The 15322-nt window shown below is 55.5% G+C and carries 15 protein-coding genes; 7 read left to right on the plus strand and 8 right to left on the minus strand.

Annotated elements, in window-relative coordinates; translation table 11 throughout:
• Positions 1–277: 277 nt before the first annotated feature.
• Positions 278–1405 carry an acyltransferase family protein gene (locus C1Y43_RS05900; protein WP_104187412.1) on the minus strand — a complete coding sequence of 376 codons (1128 nt, stop codon included), beginning with the start codon at positions 1403–1405 and terminating at the stop codon, positions 278–280.
• 569 nt (positions 1406–1974) lie between these two features.
• Here C1Y43_RS05900 and C1Y43_RS05905 point away from each other — a divergent pair.
• From C1Y43_RS05905 to C1Y43_RS05915, 3 genes are all read left to right on the plus strand, one after another.
• Positions 1975–2775 (plus strand): SGNH/GDSL hydrolase family protein, encoded by an 801-nt coding sequence (locus C1Y43_RS05905; RefSeq protein ID WP_071813634.1) that lies wholly within the window; start codon positions 1975–1977, stop codon positions 2773–2775.
• A 113-nt stretch (positions 2776–2888) separates the two neighbouring features.
• Complete coding sequence (locus tag C1Y43_RS05910; protein WP_104187414.1) at positions 2889–3353, plus strand: GNAT family N-acetyltransferase; 465 nt, start codon at positions 2889–2891, stop codon at positions 3351–3353.
• 10 nt (positions 3354–3363) lie between these two features.
• On the plus strand, positions 3364–3735 hold the full coding sequence (locus C1Y43_RS05915; protein WP_021509073.1) for a RidA family protein: 372 nt from the start codon (positions 3364–3366) through the stop codon (positions 3733–3735).
• A 344-nt stretch (positions 3736–4079) separates the two neighbouring features.
• On the opposite strand, the gene C1Y43_RS05920 is transcribed toward C1Y43_RS05915, so the two are convergent.
• Positions 4080–5024 (minus strand): AraC family transcriptional regulator, encoded by a 945-nt coding sequence (locus C1Y43_RS05920; RefSeq protein WP_104187416.1) that lies wholly within the window; start codon positions 5022–5024, stop codon positions 4080–4082.
• A gap of 99 nt (positions 5025–5123) precedes the next feature.
• On the opposite strand from C1Y43_RS05920, the gene C1Y43_RS05925 reads away from it, so the two are divergent.
• Entirely contained in the window at positions 5124–5870 is a 747-nt protein-coding gene (locus C1Y43_RS05925) for an SDR family oxidoreductase (RefSeq protein WP_059011255.1), read from the plus strand.
• On the opposite strand, the gene C1Y43_RS05930 is transcribed toward C1Y43_RS05925, so the two are convergent.
• Entirely contained in the window at positions 5867–6295 is a 429-nt protein-coding gene (locus C1Y43_RS05930; protein WP_199189146.1) for an NUDIX hydrolase, read from the minus strand. The genes C1Y43_RS05925 and C1Y43_RS05930 overlap by 4 nt on opposite strands.
• A gap of 80 nt (positions 6296–6375) precedes the next feature.
• On the minus strand, positions 6376–7524 hold the full coding sequence (locus tag C1Y43_RS05935; protein ID WP_233209801.1) for a CynX/NimT family MFS transporter: 1149 nt from the start codon (positions 7522–7524) through the stop codon (positions 6376–6378).
• 110 nt (positions 7525–7634) lie between these two features.
• On the opposite strand from C1Y43_RS05935, the gene C1Y43_RS05940 reads away from it, so the two are divergent.
• Both C1Y43_RS05940 and cybB read left to right on the plus strand, forming a co-directional pair.
• On the plus strand, positions 7635–8123 hold the full coding sequence (locus C1Y43_RS05940) for a MarR family winged helix-turn-helix transcriptional regulator (RefSeq protein WP_104187421.1): 489 nt from the start codon (positions 7635–7637) through the stop codon (positions 8121–8123).
• A gap of 87 nt (positions 8124–8210) precedes the next feature.
• Entirely contained in the window at positions 8211–8750 is a 540-nt protein-coding gene (cybB, locus tag C1Y43_RS05945; RefSeq protein ID WP_031280003.1) for a cytochrome b561, read from the plus strand.
• 72 nt (positions 8751–8822) lie between these two features.
• Here the strand turns inward: cybB and C1Y43_RS05950 are convergent, their stop codons facing one another.
• The 4 genes from C1Y43_RS05950 to C1Y43_RS05965 all read right to left on the minus strand — a co-directional run bounded on the left by C1Y43_RS05950 (position 8823) and on the right by C1Y43_RS05965 (position 12984).
• Positions 8823–10763 (minus strand): methyl-accepting chemotaxis protein, encoded by a 1941-nt coding sequence (locus tag C1Y43_RS05950; RefSeq protein ID WP_021509066.1) that lies wholly within the window; start codon positions 10761–10763, stop codon positions 8823–8825.
• Positions 10764–11226: 463 nt separating this feature from the next.
• Positions 11227–11556, minus strand: coding sequence for a YebG family protein (locus tag C1Y43_RS05955; protein ID WP_021509064.1), 330 nt, complete (start codon positions 11554–11556; stop codon positions 11227–11229).
• A gap of 76 nt (positions 11557–11632) precedes the next feature.
• Positions 11633–12427 carry an SIR2 family protein gene (locus C1Y43_RS05960; RefSeq protein ID WP_010618046.1) on the minus strand — a complete coding sequence of 265 codons (795 nt, stop codon included), beginning with the start codon at positions 12425–12427 and terminating at the stop codon, positions 11633–11635.
• Positions 12424–12984 (minus strand): non-canonical purine NTP pyrophosphatase, encoded by a 561-nt coding sequence (locus C1Y43_RS05965; RefSeq protein WP_010618047.1) that lies wholly within the window; start codon positions 12982–12984, stop codon positions 12424–12426. Before C1Y43_RS05965 ends, C1Y43_RS05960 begins: the two co-directional genes overlap by 4 nt.
• Positions 12985–13356: 372 nt before the next feature.
• On the opposite strand from C1Y43_RS05965, the gene C1Y43_RS05970 reads away from it, so the two are divergent.
• Positions 13357–14715, plus strand: a complete 1359-nt coding sequence (locus tag C1Y43_RS05970) for a bifunctional diguanylate cyclase/phosphodiesterase (RefSeq protein WP_104187423.1) — start codon at positions 13357–13359, stop codon at positions 14713–14715.
• Positions 14716–15322: the final 607 nt, after the last annotated feature.

A 15322-nucleotide genomic window follows, 5' to 3' on the forward strand; every position in this document is an offset into this window, starting at 1 on the left:
ACAAATGCCGCACAGCGAATGCGCAGTGCGGGGGAAATAGCGAAGCGAAATATATTGTCGTAATAGCTTACGGCTGGAAATCCGTTGAAATGAGTATTACCGCGATCAGGTTAAAACGTCCAGTTTGACTTAAGGAATTGTGATGACGGCGATAAGCTTTAGGAATTGCGCTAACGGCCTGAGATAATTATCTGGAACTAAAAATGCAGGAAATGGCAAAAATCAGATGGCGGGAAATAATACCCGGCACGCCAGTGGCGGCCGGGCATGATGACAATTACAGTCGCGCTTCGACCGGCACCGCCACCTTTTTATCTTTCGGCTTGAGGCCAAACATGAATGAGGCGAAGCGTGAACGTTTGACGATAGCGTAACACACCGCGCTCAGCGCAATGCCGAGGGCAAAATCGATCAGGACATACAGGACTGACAGGTTATCCGGTAACCAGACATCCAGCAGCCATGAGAAAATGATCACCACCGGATAGTGCAGCAAATAGATAATCAGCGCGGAGTCCACAATTGCCGTCAGAATGCGACTCTCTTTCACGTTGATGCGTTCGAAGCTAAATACCAGCCAGTAGGACAGCATCACCGACAGCACGCTGCCCAGCATCACCGGCACATATTTCATCACACCGGTGATGTGGTTGTGCGCGACAACATAGCAGGCGGCCCACACCGCCAGCACCAGCGCTGCCACCAGCCAGCCATTCATCAGTTTACTGCTGGCGTACCGGGCAATTTTCTCGCGGTTGACGTATAACGCAAAACCAGCGGTGTAGTAGACGAGGAAGCGTGCGGTCACCGGGATGAGCTCGACAAATTCACCGCGGCCTTTCACCAGGAACTTCAGCACGAAGCAGGCGTTACCCAGAATCACCAGTGTGGCGATCAGCAGTGGCAACGACATTTTGCCCAACTGACGGGCGCTCCACTGATAAAACGCGCCGGGTACCAGCAGCGACATCACCGACAGCGACACGAGGAACCACAGGTGGTGCATCATGGTATAGCTGTTTAGCCAGCCTTCGAGGCTCAGCGGGGTGTTATTCATCTGTCCCGCGATAAAATACATCAGCGGCGGAATAAACAGATAGGCTGATATCAGCGGAATCAGGACGCGCTTACGGCGATTATCCGTAAAGAATTTCTGCCCTTTTCGCAAAATAATCAGTGCGGAGAACATGCCCGAAAGAAAGAAGAACACTTCCATCCTGAAGGTGTGCACCATGCTCAGCAGTGCCGTGAATATTTCCGAGGGATCGCGCTGCGCGACATAATACCAGCCATTCTCTCCCGGCAAACTCCGTGAGGCGTGTAATAACACCCCTTCCAGAATTAGGCCGGCACGCAGCAGATCCAGGCCAATATTACGGCTGGATAAAAAGGATTCTGTTTTCACATTGCACATCCTGAAATGAGTTGTAACGCAATCATAATGATTCAGTCAGAATGCTAACACCGGATTAATCTGTATACATTATGTTTAGAAACGTTTCGGAATTTCGCCATAGTGTAAAGAATGTCACTGTGCAATGGCCATAAAGCTTAAGCCAGAATGTTCTGATGGTAAAAGTTATCGTCAGGCAGTGCCTATTCGCAGCTAACTGCCGGAAAAACAGCGAAAACCCACTCTTTTACAACAGGTTGTGGATTAACGGTTCGACTCGCAGTGCGAAAATTCGCTAATCAAACCGCGTTATGTCCTGAAGCAACCGTGATGTTTTAAGCAGGCGTCAATGCGGGATTTTCTGGCTGAAGGGAGGCTATTAGGCAGGGCTGGTTTTTACCTGATTGAATTTAAATAACTTTTATTCAGCAAGCGGCTTTTTTCTCAGAGTTGACCTAATTTTCACCCCGCAACCGTGCTTTCGGATTGTTGACCCGCAATCTCCCCTGTTAAGGTAATTCGCTTACGGTTAACAACCGATTCTCCATGTAACCTTGAGTATCAAAAGGCGGAAATTTGTTATGCAACGAGCGCTATCTGGCATCGTCACTTTGCTGATTACCACAGCCTGTCTGTGCAATACCGCATTCGCCGAAAGCGGCAAGCCCGATAATAACTTTATTATTGAAGCCTATGGCGGTTCCAGTACGCGCGGTGCCATGGCGATAAAGGAAAATGGCAAATTGCGCGCAATCTATATTAAAGACAATGAGATTGCTCTGATTAACCAGTGGCTACAGGAGAAGTATGGCGATGGCATCCGCGTAGTGAATAAAGGCGCGTCCTCATCGCAGGCCATGGATCTGTTAAATGGCAAATATTTTTACAAGAATAATAAAAGCTGGCGCGAAGAGATGAAGAAATCGCCGGCAAAAATCATTTTGCTGAATTTTGCCACCAACGATGCACGCCATTTCCATTTCCGCGATATAGAAAAAGATTACCAGGTTAGCCCGGACAAATATACCCAGGTGATGACACAGCTGATTACTATTGCCCGTGAAGAGGGTAAGCAGGTGATATTACAGGAGCCGCACCCGATTTGTGGCCGCGCGGAGAAATGGCACGTTGCACCTTACGTCACCAAACTGGACGCACTGGCTAAAGCGGAGTCGGTGCCGCTGGCGCGTCAGTATCAGCGCATCCTGCAGATGAAAGACTGGCAGTCGCTGATGTCACCCGATTGTATTCATCCGTCCGAGCAGCTGTACCGCATGAAAGCAGAGGAAACGTTTTCGGTGCTGGTCTCCCACTTTAATACCGAGCTGGCTGCTGCCGGGCATGGCAAAACCCCGGATGGCGAGCAGGTGGCGAAACGCTAAACGGTGATTGGCTGAACGGTGAAAACGGCTTAACGCGAAATTGTAGCGGCATATTAACGGTAGTCTTTACCACCACGCTGTGTTATCCCTCGGGTTGTCGCGGAGGGATAACAATGAATATCAGTTTACTGAGCCAGTGTCCGCAGTTGCTGGATACGGTGGCAACTATGCTTCATCAGGAGTGGTCCGGGTTTTCTCACTGGCGCGACCGGAGCGCCATTCGTCAGCGCCTGCTGATGCGCAACGCGCACCCGGCAAAAACGTTTACGCTGGTCGCGTTGAATGCAGAAAATGAAGTGCTTGCCACCGCCAGCACGATTCTTCACGAGCTTGATGACATCCATGAACGCCAGTTCTGGATGGGCGAAGTACTGACTGTCGCGGCACACCGCGGTAAAGGCGTGGCCTCTGCTCTGGTATTGCGTTTAATTGAAGAAGCTCGCCAGCGCGATATGTCAGAGTTGTGGCTGTATACGCCGGATCAGCAGGCGTTTTACCGTCGCTATGGCTGGCAGGAAATCGAGCAGCGCATCGTGTCGTCAGAACAGGTTTGCGTGATGCGAAGGGAAATCTTTTAAGGAAAAGAAGATGTTGGTACGTAAAAACTATCCAGAACTGGGCGAAGTAAAAGCGCCTTACGTGCACGCCGTGAAGCATGGCGACACACTTTATGTTTCGGGTCTGACCGCTTTCGCAACAACGGCGCAGCAGGCGGATATTGCTGCGCAGGCAGAAGTGATTTTTCAGCAGCTACATACACTGGCTGCGCAGGAAAACACATCACTGAAAAACCTGATAAAAGTGACAATCTTTGTCACCTCATTCACCGATATAAATGCATTGCGCGACGTGCTTTACCGGCATTATGGCGAACACCTGCCCGCCAGTTCACTGGTGCAGATTAGCCAGCTGTTTTGCCCCGATCTGAAAATCGAAATTGAAGCAATTATCGCTCTGTGATGAAGTTGTAGTTCTTTGTTTTAAATATGCTTTGATTTAAAACGACTCTTGTATAGTCGTCTGTTGGCTACACAAGTATTCCCTGGTCGCCATAAATGGTGGCCCTACAGGGTAATGCACGGTTTTGTAATGTGTTTTACGTCACCATAAATGGCAACCCTGGCGGTAACGGCACAGTTTTGTAACGTGTTTTAGGTCGCCATAAATGGCAACCCTACGGGGTACAGCACGGTTTTGTAGGGTGCGCATTGATGCGCACCGGCATTAACAGGGTATTTTTGAACTGAACGGCATTGCACGCTTTATGGCGACCCGTTTTACGCTGGCGGCCGCTCCGGGCGTGGTTAACTTACCCGGGTGATTGCTGGCTCAGCTTCTGCGGTGCCGCTGCGCCGTTCCGCGCCAGCGAAGCCGCTCGGCGTCTGGCCGGTGAAGCGAGTGAAAGCGATGCTGAAGGCGCTGGCAGAGCGGTAACCCACCCGTTCAGCCACGTCGGCCACTGACAGGCGGCTGCTTCGCAGCAGATTTTTCGCCAGCGCCATGCGCCACGTCAGCAGATACGCCATCGGCGCCATGCCCACTGCATCGCGAAAACGCACGAAAAACGCCGAGCGCGATAGCGCCGCATGTTTCGCCAGCTGGGGTACCGTCCAGCCATGGGCTGGCCTGGCGTGGATGGCGCGAATCGCCCCGGCCAGCCGCTCATCGGCCAGTCCCCGCATCACGCCAGGCGATGCATTTGCCGCTGGCATTGCGCGCAGCGCCTCGATCAGCAGTAATTCCAGCAAACGTTCCAGCACGATCTGCCGTGCCGGACGCTGTGCACGGCACTCATCCCTGACCAGCTGCACCAGCGTGGTCAGGCGCGATGCGCCACGCACATGAATAAACTGTGGCAGCAACGAGACAATCAATCCCGCGTCGGGTGCGGCAAACTGGCAGTAACCAATCAGCGTCTGAACCTCGGCTGGCTGCTGCCGATCGCCAAGCCACACTTCGCCCGGCGCAAGCATCTCCGGCACAGAATCAGGCGCATCTGCGGCCGGTGGCTGCTCGCTGGTCATGCAAAATTCCCACGCAGCCGGAATCAGGACAAAATCCCCCTGCTCAAGCGCAACCGGAGGATGACCCTTCATTTCCAGCCGGCTGCGCCCCTCCAGCACCACGCAGTAAAACGGCTGGCCGGTCTCACTGCGCTGCACACGCCATAATCCATTGGCACGCGCGCGTTTGGAATAAGCGGCCCCGGGCTGTAACAGTGACACCATTTCGGCGAGCGGATCGATCATAATGGACTCCTGCAAATGAAACCAGGACTGTACGTTGTAGTGAGTCCGGTAGTGGCACTCTATAGTGAGCTCTTACCCAACGCAATGCAGGAGTGAACCATGAAAACCATTTTAATCACCGGCTGCTCTTCTGGTTTTGGTCATGCTACCGCGCTCTGGTTTCTGGAGCGCGGCTGGAAAGTCATCGCCACCATGCGCACCCCGCGCGCCGAACTGTTTCCTGAATCCGCCCATCTGCGCCTGTTGCCACTGGATGTCACCGATGCCACCAGCATCAGGCAAACGCTGGCTGAAGCAGGAGAGATTGATGTGCTGGTCAACAATGCCGGCATCGGTTTATTAACTTCGCTGGAAGGCGCGCCGATGTCCTCGGTGCGGGAAGTGTTCGAAACCAACACGCTGGGCACCATCGCCATGACGCAGGCGGTCATCCCGCAGTTCCGTGCGAAAAACAGTGGCATGGTGATCAATGTGACCTCGACGGTGACGCTGAAATCCCTGCCGCTGCTGGCGGTTTATACCGGCAGCAAAGCGGCAGTCAACGCCTTTACCGAGTCGCTGGCGCTGGAACTGCAACCCTTTAATGTTCAGGTGAGACTGGTATTGCCCGGGCTGGCACCCACCACCGACTTTGGCAAAAACGCCCGGCCGCGCATGGAAAACACCTTGCTTGAGCCTTACCAGCCGATGTTTGATGGCATCATCGCCGGCATGCAACAGCCTCAGCCAACCACTAAAGCACAGGACGTTGCCGCTGCCGTGTGGCGTGCCGCGACCGATCCCGCCGCACCGATGCGCATCCCGGCCGGAGAAGATGCCGAAGCTTCGATGAAGCAATACGGTTAGCGATCTTTACGCTGGGTCAGCGCCTGCAGTGCCGCCAGACCGTCGCGCGCCAGCCAGCTTTGCAGCGGCGCAAACAACGGTTCAGGCAGCGCCTCAGGCGCGAACCAGTGCCAGCCTGCGCACTTATCCGGTTCCCGCAGTTGCGGCTCACCGCTGGCGTCCGGCGCTACCATCAGCAGCGTAATATAGTGCCGGTTGACCGCCGGAAACACATCGCTGACGAAGGCGCCGTTGTGTACGCTGTGCAGTTGTAAACCGGTCTCTTCCAGCACTTCCCGCCGCGCACAGGCTTCCGGTGATTCACCAAACTCCAGATGGCCGCCCGGCGCCGACCAGTCACCGGCACCGTGGCTGCCTTTACGCTGGCCGAGCAACAGCTTGCCATCGCGGAAAATTAATACGCCAACACCGACCTGCGGGGACATCATTGCTCCTGATTTATCGATCCTCTCACTCTGCACGGTTTATAAATCAGCGCACCCCGCCTGACAATGGTTTCCTGCCGTTATCGCTGGGGTTTGAGTCGCAGCGCCATCAGCATCAGTAGCAGCACGCCCGCCGCCATGATCTGCCACGCACTGTCGAGTGATGCCGCGCGGTCGCGCACAATGCCGGCCATCAGCGGCATCAGCGCGGCCAGTATATAGCCGCCGCCCTGCACGAACGACAGCAGCGCAGTGGCTTCTTCCGGCGTACGGGCATGATCAAGCGTGACGATCAGCGATAGCGGAAACAGCGCACCAATCCCCAATCCCAGCAGCAGCGTCGGTAACCAGGCGCGTTCGCCGCCCAGCCACCGCAGTGCGATCAGCCCCAGCAGGATGGAAGCCAGCACCAGCAGCAGCGGCCAGCGGCGATCGCGGCAGCGATGAATCAGTGCGGAGAGCATAAATCCGGCGGCGACTTCGGTCAGGGTTAATGCGCCCAGCACGTAGCCACTGTGCGCCGGCAGCCAGCCGTGTTGCATGTAAAATGGCGGTAGCCACGCCAGCACCAGCGTGTAAGCACCGGTGCCGATGCCAAAAAACAGCATCAACAGCCAGGCGCGCCGCGTGCGGTGTACGCCGCCGGCCGGTGGCGTGTTTACTCTCGTGGTCACAGGCTGCAGGCGCAGCCACAGAATCAATGCGATCAGCGCCGGTAGCGACGGCAGCATCAGGGCGATCGTCAGTCCGGCATGGCTGGCGAGCGGCGCGGCGCTGGCTGCGGCCACTGCAGCTCCGGCCATAATACCGGTGGTGAACAGTGCCATTAGCGTACCGGCACGCGAGGCGAAGTGACGCTTGATGAGCGCGGGCATCAGCGCCTGAATCAGCCCGATGCCGCAGCCCGCCAGCAGCGCGCTGGCGGTTAGCATGGTGGCACTGTGATCAACGCCACGCGCGCCACCCGCGAGCACCAGCACTATCAGGCCAGCGGTAATGCCGCGCGCTTCACCCAGCCTGCGCAGCAGCAGCGGCCCGGCCAGCGCCGCCAGCCCCATCATAATGACCGGCAGCGTCGTCAGCAGGCTCAGCTGCGTGGCACTGAGCCCTGCATCGTGCTGCAGTTGCAGGAACAGCGGTCCGATGGCCGCCATCACCGGACGCAAATTCAGCGCCACCACAAAAACCAGTAAAGCAAACATGCCAATAGCAGGTAAGGTACGATTCACATTCTGTCTCCATACGTCAAAGTATCTTAACGTTAAGATACTTTTCGAAAGAACGATAGCGGGTGCGCACAAAGCGACACATTGCCCGCCGTGAACTGATGAGAATTAACATGACTGACCACGTAGATTTTGTCGTTGCGCAATGGGCCAGCGCCATGCCGGAGCTGGACGCCTCTTCCATGGCGATTTTTGGCCGCATGCTGCGCCTGATGAAGCATCTGGCGAAAAAGCGCGCTGAGGCACTGGCGCCCTTTGGTTTTCGCGACGGTGAATTTGATGTACTGGCGACGCTGCGGCGTGCTGGCGCACCTTACCGGCTGTCGCCCACGCAGCTCTACAAATCGCTGCTGGTCACCTCCGGTGCTATGACCAACCGGCTTAACCGGCTGGAAGAAGAGGGCTTGATTGCGCGTGTTGCCGATGCCGATGATAAGCGCAGCACGCTGGTGACGCTGACGCCGGCCGGGCTGGCGAAGATTGAGCAGGCGCTGCAGGTGCATACGCAAACGCAGAACGCGCTGCTGGCCACGCTGGACGATCGGCAGCAGCAGCAGCTTGCCGCCCTGCTGCGTCAGCTGTTGCAGACAGCCGAACAGTAAGCCGGACGGGATGTGGCAAAAAATGAATTAATTCAGCGCGTTTTTCGCTATGTTAAGCATCCCACACCGCTTATTTTCGGACTGGCTATGCGTAACAAATATGCCCCTGCGCAAATCTTTATTCACTGGCTGACGCTGGTACTGGTGGCCACCGCTTACTGCACCATGGAGTTTCGCGGCTTATTCACGCGCGGATCCTGGCAAGGCTACACCATGATCGTCGGACATTTCAGCGCCGGCAGTTGTGTACTGTTGCTGATGCTGTCACGCATTGTGCTGCGTTTTCGCCATCGCAGCCCGAAAATCGAACCCCAGCCGCCACACTGGCAAACCGGACTGGCGCATCTGATGCATCTGGCGATTTATCTGTTCTTTATCGTGCTGCCGATTCTCGGCATCCTTTCGCGCTTTTACATGGGCCGTAACTGGTGGATTTTCGCGATTCCGATGCCGGTCAGCGCCAGCCCGGATCCCGACTTTGCCGATATGCTGAGTGACTGGCACGAAACCCTCGCGCCCTACGGCTACTGGCTGATTGGTCTGCACGCGGCGGCCGCGCTGGTGCATCATTATCTGATTAAAGACAATACGTTGCTGCGCATGATGCCGTCACGGCGAAACGGATGAAAGGAATAGGACGGTCGCCTGACGTGGCGACCGTCCTGATTTACGCCGTGTGCCGGCGATCTGTCACCGACCTCAGCTGAGGTGAAAACGTCCCACGGTATGCGCCAGCTGTGCCGCCTGGTCTTCCAGCGAACTGGCGGCGGCTGACATCTGCTGGACCAGCGCGGCGTTCTGCTGGGTGGTGCCATCCATCTCGTTCACCGCTATCGTTACCTGGCTGATGCCGCGCGCCTGCTCGTCTGACGCGGTAACAATCTCGCCGATAATGGTGCGCACCGAGTTCACCGCCTGCGTCATCTCCTGCATGGTTTTACCGGCATCCTGCACCAGCTGCACACCGCTGCCGACGCGCTGCCCGGACTCTTCAATCAGCGCAGCGATATCCTTCACCGCATTGGCGCTGCGCTGTGCCAGATTACGCACTTCCGATGCCACCACGGCAAAACCGCGTCCCTGTTCCCCGGCACGCGCCGCTTCAACCGCGGCGTTGAGCGCCAGAATGTTGGTCTGGAAGGCGATGCTGTTGATAATGGCGGTGATGTCGCCGATTTTCTTCGCGCTGTCGTCGATTTGCGCCATGGTCTGCACCACCTGGCCCACCAGTGACTCACCGCGGCTGGCGATGTGCGTGGCGTTATCGGTCAGCGTCGTCGCCTGATGCGCGTTAGCAGCGTTGTGTTTCACCGTCGCGGTAATCTGCTCCATACTGGCGGCAGTTTGTTCCAGTGCGGCCGCCTGCTCTTCGGTACGTGACGCGAGGTTGAGGTTGCCGCTGGCGATTTCACCCGCGCCCTGGCGCACCGACGCGCTGGCATCCTGAATCTGCCCGACAATTTCGCGCAGCTGGTTTTGCATGGTGTGCAAGGCGAAGAACAGACTGCTGCTGTCGCGCGCTTTCAGCGGGATAGCGTTATCCAGTTTGCCATCGGCCACAGCCAGCGCAATGGTGGCTGCGGTCAGTGGCTCACCGCCAATCGGCTTCAGCACTTTGCGACTAAATACCAGCCCAAGCAGTGCGCACACCACCAGGATGCTGATCACCATTAAAATCACCGCGTTAATCAGCTGACGGTGCGCCGCTTCCATGACTTTGCTCACCGGGGCCACCACGCCGAGATACCATTTCTGATCGCTGTTACCGATCACCACAGGCCGCCAGGCCACCAGCGCATCCTCGCCCAGAATAGCGTCATGCTGTTCGGTGACCGTACTGCTGAAATTATGTGTGTCGCCCTTCCAGGCTTTGCTGGTCTGGCTTTTGTCCGGATAAGACACCACATTGCCCGCGCTGGAGAGCAGCATGGCGTAACCGCTGCCTTCCCACGGTTTGATGCTGTTCACTTTTTCCTGCAATGACGCCAGTGAGATATCGGACGTCACCACGCCCCACAGTTTGCCCTGGCTGATAATTGGCGCGGCCACTGAGGTCAGCAGCGTTGGCACACCGTTATAGGCATAGCTATAAGGTTCGATCAGCGTATCTTTCTGGCTTTTCTGCGGCAGCAGATAGTAATCGCCCTGGCCCGGCGTAAAGATTGAGGTCAGCGGATGCAGCGCAAAATTGCCGCCCTGGTCGCGATCGACGAAATAGGCGTAACGTCCTTTAGGTGCCGCGCCAGCCTGAGAGGCAAACTCAGCATCGCGTCCGTCAAACGCGTTTTCTTCGAAGATGACCGAAATAGAGAGATAGTCCGGATTATCACGCAGTGCAGAGACCAGCAGCTTATCGGCCACTTTGCGGTCCTGCACGCCGGCAGCCGGCAGGGCAATCAGACTGTGGCCAAGGTTGTGAGCGACATCGCGTGCGTAACTCAGCTCCTGCTGGATTTGCAGCGCCTGACTCTGCGCAATCTGCTGTAAGTAACTTTCCGCCAGCGATTTTTGCTCATTGCTGGACTGCCAGCTGAGCACGCCGATAGTCACGGCGAAGCCGAGGGTGATGGTTAAGGCTCCCGTCAGCAGCATTTGTGTGCGGGTGCTCATTTTTTTCTTATTAGATACGGTTGTGGCCATGTCGGCGCTCCTGGTGTTGACACTTTATTACTGAAAAAGAATCACGCCCTGTGCACCTGCATCCCTGTAATCACTCTATCGGCGCACAATCCGGGAACTTGATGGCCTGGCAGGTCCGATCAGAAAACCATCAACCGCTGTTGCGGCGTTGAGTCGCCATTAAAAACGCTAAGACGATGCAGTAAAAAAGAGGGAATTTGATCTGGCGCAAGATCGCCACTTCGTTGTGCTGTCAGGTTATTGCGTACGGGCGCAACGCGCCGCATAACAAGAGGAATGCAACATGGCAGGTAAATTGAGTCTGGCAGGGTTAATGGTGGTCTGGCTGGTGTATGTGGCGTGGATGGTCAGTTACTACTCAGGCACCTTCTCTCTTTTCACGCACTGATCCTTAGCACGGTTCCCAGGCCAGCACAGAGGCTGGCCCGGATTCAGCAGCAGTATAAAGCGAACGCGCGGTTCCTCAGGCGGCTTTGACCGCACGCACCTTCTTCTCTTTTTCCGGCACAGCCGTATCGCTGTCGTCAGCAGCGGTTTCGCCGCTGTCTTTCACCGCGTCCGGCAGTTTGCTGGTGCGCAGAATGTGTTGCACCGCGTCTTTCTGTTCGGCCAGCAGCATGCCCAGCGCTTCGGCCTGGGCCTCATCCATCGCTGGCTGATGTTGCTGCAGCCAGTCGGTGAACGCGTCGGCCATATCGAGCATCTTGTCCCATGCATCTGCGTCTTTTTTATTGGCAAACGTCATCTTCTCTTCACCCTTTCTGACCACAACATATTTGGTTTCGACTGCCATGATGCACCTCATTTACTGTGTTTATATACAGTATATTTCATTCAGCTTTTTTTCGCCAACGGTTTCTGCTCGCCGTTTAAGCCAGCAGCTCTTCGAGGAAGGTTGCCAGCGCTTTGCGCGGATCGTCCTCTTCAGACACGATCATTTCAATGCCCCACTGCCCCAGTACCTCTTTCGCCACCGGATTATTGCGGTTGGTGAACAGGTAGGATTTAGGCCGTGCGGTCGCCAGCCCGGTGCGGCCCCACATCTTGGTCAGGCGATAAAACAGCAGGCGGATATTGAAATCGCTGATACTGTAGCCAACAAACAGCACGGAGTTACCCATGACATCATGGGTCAGTTTGATATCCAGCGGCGAGTCAAAATAGAGCCGCTCAAAGTAGCTGCTCTCATCCAGCACGATGGAGGTATCATCGTCAAAATCGCCATGAAGCTTAATAATATGGCGCTTATCTTCAGTCAGCGACACCAGATCGGCGGCGTTAGCGACCTTGCTGTACGGCACGTTGTGCGCTTCATGCGCCATCTCCAGCCAGCGGTCGTAATTGGTGGTGTAGATACGCGAGAAATTGCCCTGGGTGATCATGGTGTGGATTTCAGAGCTGCGCACGTCGATATCCGGACGGTGCCACTCGCGATCCATCCAGCTGCGCAGCGGGCCAAGCGAGCCTTTGCGCTGTTTGTAATATTCCGCCAGCGACAAATGGGTGCCGTAGGTATTGAAGATCTTCGGATCGTAGCCCAGCTCATTAGCCAGATGCGCAATCAGCTCGTGCCACTCCGGCAGTCCGAGATTGCGTGAGATGCCCGCACCGGCGAACAGAATCAGTTTGCCGGCATCGTAGGCGCGTTTGAGTTCCGGTTTCATGCCAGTCCCCGCGAAGTTTTCAGAAAGGTGGCAAAGCGATCCAGCGCCAGGCGGCGCATCGAGATTTCGTTTTTCAGTTCGCCCATTTCAGCGAATGTCTGGGTGTGCCCTTCCGGGATAAAGACGCAGTCCCACTGAAATTCGCGTGGCCCCGCCGGCTCCCGGGCAATGGTGCCGCGCAGCTGGCCTTCAAACTGGTACATTTTGCGCCCGTCACAGTAGCCGAGGACGGTTTTGGCGGTCACGCCCGGGCTGTCCAGCCCATTCACCAGTTTGGTAAAGCGTTCAGCGTTCAGCCGGCTCCAGAAGATGCGCGTCAGTCCGGCGGGCAGGCCATTGAGCCCATCCAGATACAGACCGGTATGCTCGACAAACAGCGGGCGGCCAATGATTGAAAAGGCTTTAGTCAGTTTGTCACGAACCAGCTCCACCTCATTTTCGGTCTGAATCTCTTCAATACGGCGCGCAATGGGCACCACTTCGACACCCACCGGCTCAAGGATGGTACGCACCTCGGCCAGCTTGAGTTCATTAGCAGATAAGAAACGAATTTTCATTGCAATCAGTATGTTGAAAGTGGGTTAGTCCAACCTGGTGACGCGTATCCGGCTGCGGTTCCGGCTGTTATTGTCCGGCACGCTGTCGCCGCGCCGCGTGGTCATTCTACTCTGCGGCGACGTCACTGGCGAGGAACAATCGGGCCGCGCTGCGCGCGCCTTCGCCGGTATAGCGCATCGCTTATCGCTGGCGGCGTTAAATATTGAGCCTGAATGCGTTAATAGCGCTATTTGACGCCGCTTATGTCAAATATAAAAATCCGCGCTTAACGGGCAAATAATCTGAAAACAATTATGACAGTCGTCTCGCTTAAATATATTATGTGGCGTTTACACCTTCACGCGTCATGACAATAAAACCCGGAACCGTTTATGAACCCTTTGTTGAGTTCAGCCTGGTCGCGCATCCGTAATCTGCCCTTCATTCTGCAGGGTGATAGCCCGGAAAAAAAACTCCGCCTGACGCTGCTGATTGCCGGCGTCGCCAGTATCGTGGCTGGTATCTTTATGGCAACACTGAATTTCAGTCGCGGTCATCATGACATTGGCTGTCTGTATATCGCCAGTATAGCGCTGGGGGGCTACATCATCATCGGCGCCTTCAGCGACCGGCTGGAGCGGCATCTGGCGGTCATTACCCATGCGTTATTATTTACCATCATCGTGCTGTTGCTGGTGGATAATCACCACGCTGCCGGCAAGCGTTCAGAATATAACTATCTGGTGGCCTTGATCGTCGGTTCGGCACTGGTGTTGCGCCAGCAATCCTTTTATCTGAGTAAAATATTTCCGCTGCTGTGCCTGCTGTGTTATCTGTTTTTTGTCACCACCGGTCTGATCTGGGAAAATAATCGTTTTCATCTGAATATTCCGCAGGAAGCCGTTTTTACCGTTTTCAATTGTGCAGTGCCGGTGACGGCACTGCTGTCGACCGTGTTTACCTATGGCGGCAATTATTCCGCCACCGATCTTATCAAGCGCGAGCTCGCGTCCGCCATTGAGCGCCAGCAGCTGGAGCTCTATTATCAGCCGCAGGTCGATGGCGACAAAAATCTCATCGGTTTTGAAGCGCTGCTGCGCTGGAAGCACCCGGAGAAAGGCTTTATCTCGCCGGAGGTGTTTATTCCGGTAGCCGAAAAAAGCGGGCTGATTATTGATATTGGCAAGTGGGTGCTGGAGCGCATGCTGCAGCAAATCGTTGAGTGGGATCGCGTGCTGCGGCTGCCCCCGCTGGTGTTTTCCATCAATATCAGCCCGCTGCAGTTGATGCACCGCGACTTCACCCATGACACGCTGCTGACGCTATCCCACTATAAAATTCGTCCCGAACGGCTGAAGTTTGAAATCACCGAGACCACCTTTATTTACGATCAGCAGCGCATTGGCGATGTCATCAACCACTTCAGCCATTTAGGGATTAAATGGGCGATCGACGATTTCGGCGTCGGCTACTCTTCGCTTAAGTCGCTGAGTGATTTCGCTATTGATGATATTAAGATTGATAAATCCCTGATCATGCACATTTTTGAAAACGAATCGGCAGCGATTGTGGTGCAAAAGACCATTGAGCTGTCGCGCGCGATGGGGCTGAACGTGCTGGCGGAAGGGATTGAGAGCGAGGAGTATTTCGAGCACCTGCGCAATAAGGGCTGCCATTTATTCCAGGGTTACCATTTTGCCCGCCCGCTGCCCGCCGCCGAAGCATTGCAGTGGATAAAAAAAGCAGGATAAACCGGGCGGGATGACGTGTGGACGGATTGCTGTGTCCTCACGCAATACATCACATTGCACGATACTGTAGCGGCGCGACTCATCGCGCAAATGTTCAGTTGCACCGTGCCCATCCCGGCATAGCGCACTAATTGCGCTGCTACGGTGCGTGCGAAGTGTCATTCCGGTACTTATATACCGCACATCCTGTAGCGGCGCGATTTATCGCGCTGATGTTCAGAAGCGCCATGCCCATCCCGGCATAGCGCAATAAATTGCGCCGCTACGGTACGATCGAAGTGTCATTCCGGTGCTTGTAAACCGCACATCCTGTAGCGGCGCGATTTATCGCGCAAATGTTCAGAAGCACCATGCTCATCCCGGCATAGCGCAATAAATTGCGCCGCTACGCTACGTGCGAAGTGTCATTTCGGTACTTCTAAACCGCACATCCTGTAGCGGCGCGATTTATCGCGCGAATGTTCAGAAGCGCCATGCCCATCCCGGCATAGCGCAATAAATTGCGCCGCTACGCTACGTGCGAAGTGTCATTCCGGTACTTGTAAACCGCACATCCTGTAGCGGCGCGATTTATCGCGCTGATGTTCAGAAGCGCCATGCCCATCCC

Source organism: Pantoea sp. ICBG 828, assembly GCF_002928355.1.
Classification (GTDB): Bacteria; Pseudomonadota; Gammaproteobacteria; order Enterobacterales; family Enterobacteriaceae; genus Pantoea; species Pantoea dispersa.

Excerpts from the sequence above, each read along its gene's own strand:
- C1Y43_RS05905 (WP_071813634.1), top strand. The coding sequence starts at position 1,975 with ATGCAACGAGCGCTATCTGGCATCGTCACTTTGCTGATTACCACAGCC.
- C1Y43_RS05910 (WP_104187414.1), top strand. The coding sequence starts at position 2,889 with ATGAATATCAGTTTACTGAGCCAGTGTCCGCAGTTGCTGGATACGGTG.
- C1Y43_RS05915 (WP_021509073.1), top strand. The coding sequence starts at position 3,364 with ATGTTGGTACGTAAAAACTATCCAGAACTGGGCGAAGTAAAAGCGCCT.
- C1Y43_RS05920 (WP_104187416.1), bottom strand. The coding sequence starts at position 5,024 with ATGATCGATCCGCTCGCCGAAATGGTGTCACTGTTACAGCCCGGGGCC.
- C1Y43_RS05925 (WP_059011255.1), top strand. The coding sequence starts at position 5,124 with ATGAAAACCATTTTAATCACCGGCTGCTCTTCTGGTTTTGGTCATGCT.
- C1Y43_RS05930 (WP_199189146.1), bottom strand. The coding sequence starts at position 6,295 with ATGTCCCCGCAGGTCGGTGTTGGCGTATTAATTTTCCGCGATGGCAAG.
- C1Y43_RS05940 (WP_104187421.1), top strand. The coding sequence starts at position 7,635 with ATGACTGACCACGTAGATTTTGTCGTTGCGCAATGGGCCAGCGCCATG.
- cybB (WP_031280003.1), top strand. The coding sequence starts at position 8,211 with ATGCGTAACAAATATGCCCCTGCGCAAATCTTTATTCACTGGCTGACG.
- C1Y43_RS05950 (WP_021509066.1), bottom strand. The coding sequence starts at position 10,763 with ATGGCCACAACCGTATCTAATAAGAAAAAAATGAGCACCCGCACACAA.
- C1Y43_RS05955 (WP_021509064.1), bottom strand. The coding sequence starts at position 11,556 with ATGGCAGTCGAAACCAAATATGTTGTGGTCAGAAAGGGTGAAGAGAAG.
- C1Y43_RS05960 (WP_010618046.1), bottom strand. The coding sequence starts at position 12,427 with ATGAAACCGGAACTCAAACGCGCCTACGATGCCGGCAAACTGATTCTG.
- C1Y43_RS05965 (WP_010618047.1), bottom strand. The coding sequence starts at position 12,984 with ATGAAAATTCGTTTCTTATCTGCTAATGAACTCAAGCTGGCCGAGGTG.
- C1Y43_RS05970 (WP_104187423.1), top strand. The coding sequence starts at position 13,357 with ATGAACCCTTTGTTGAGTTCAGCCTGGTCGCGCATCCGTAATCTGCCC.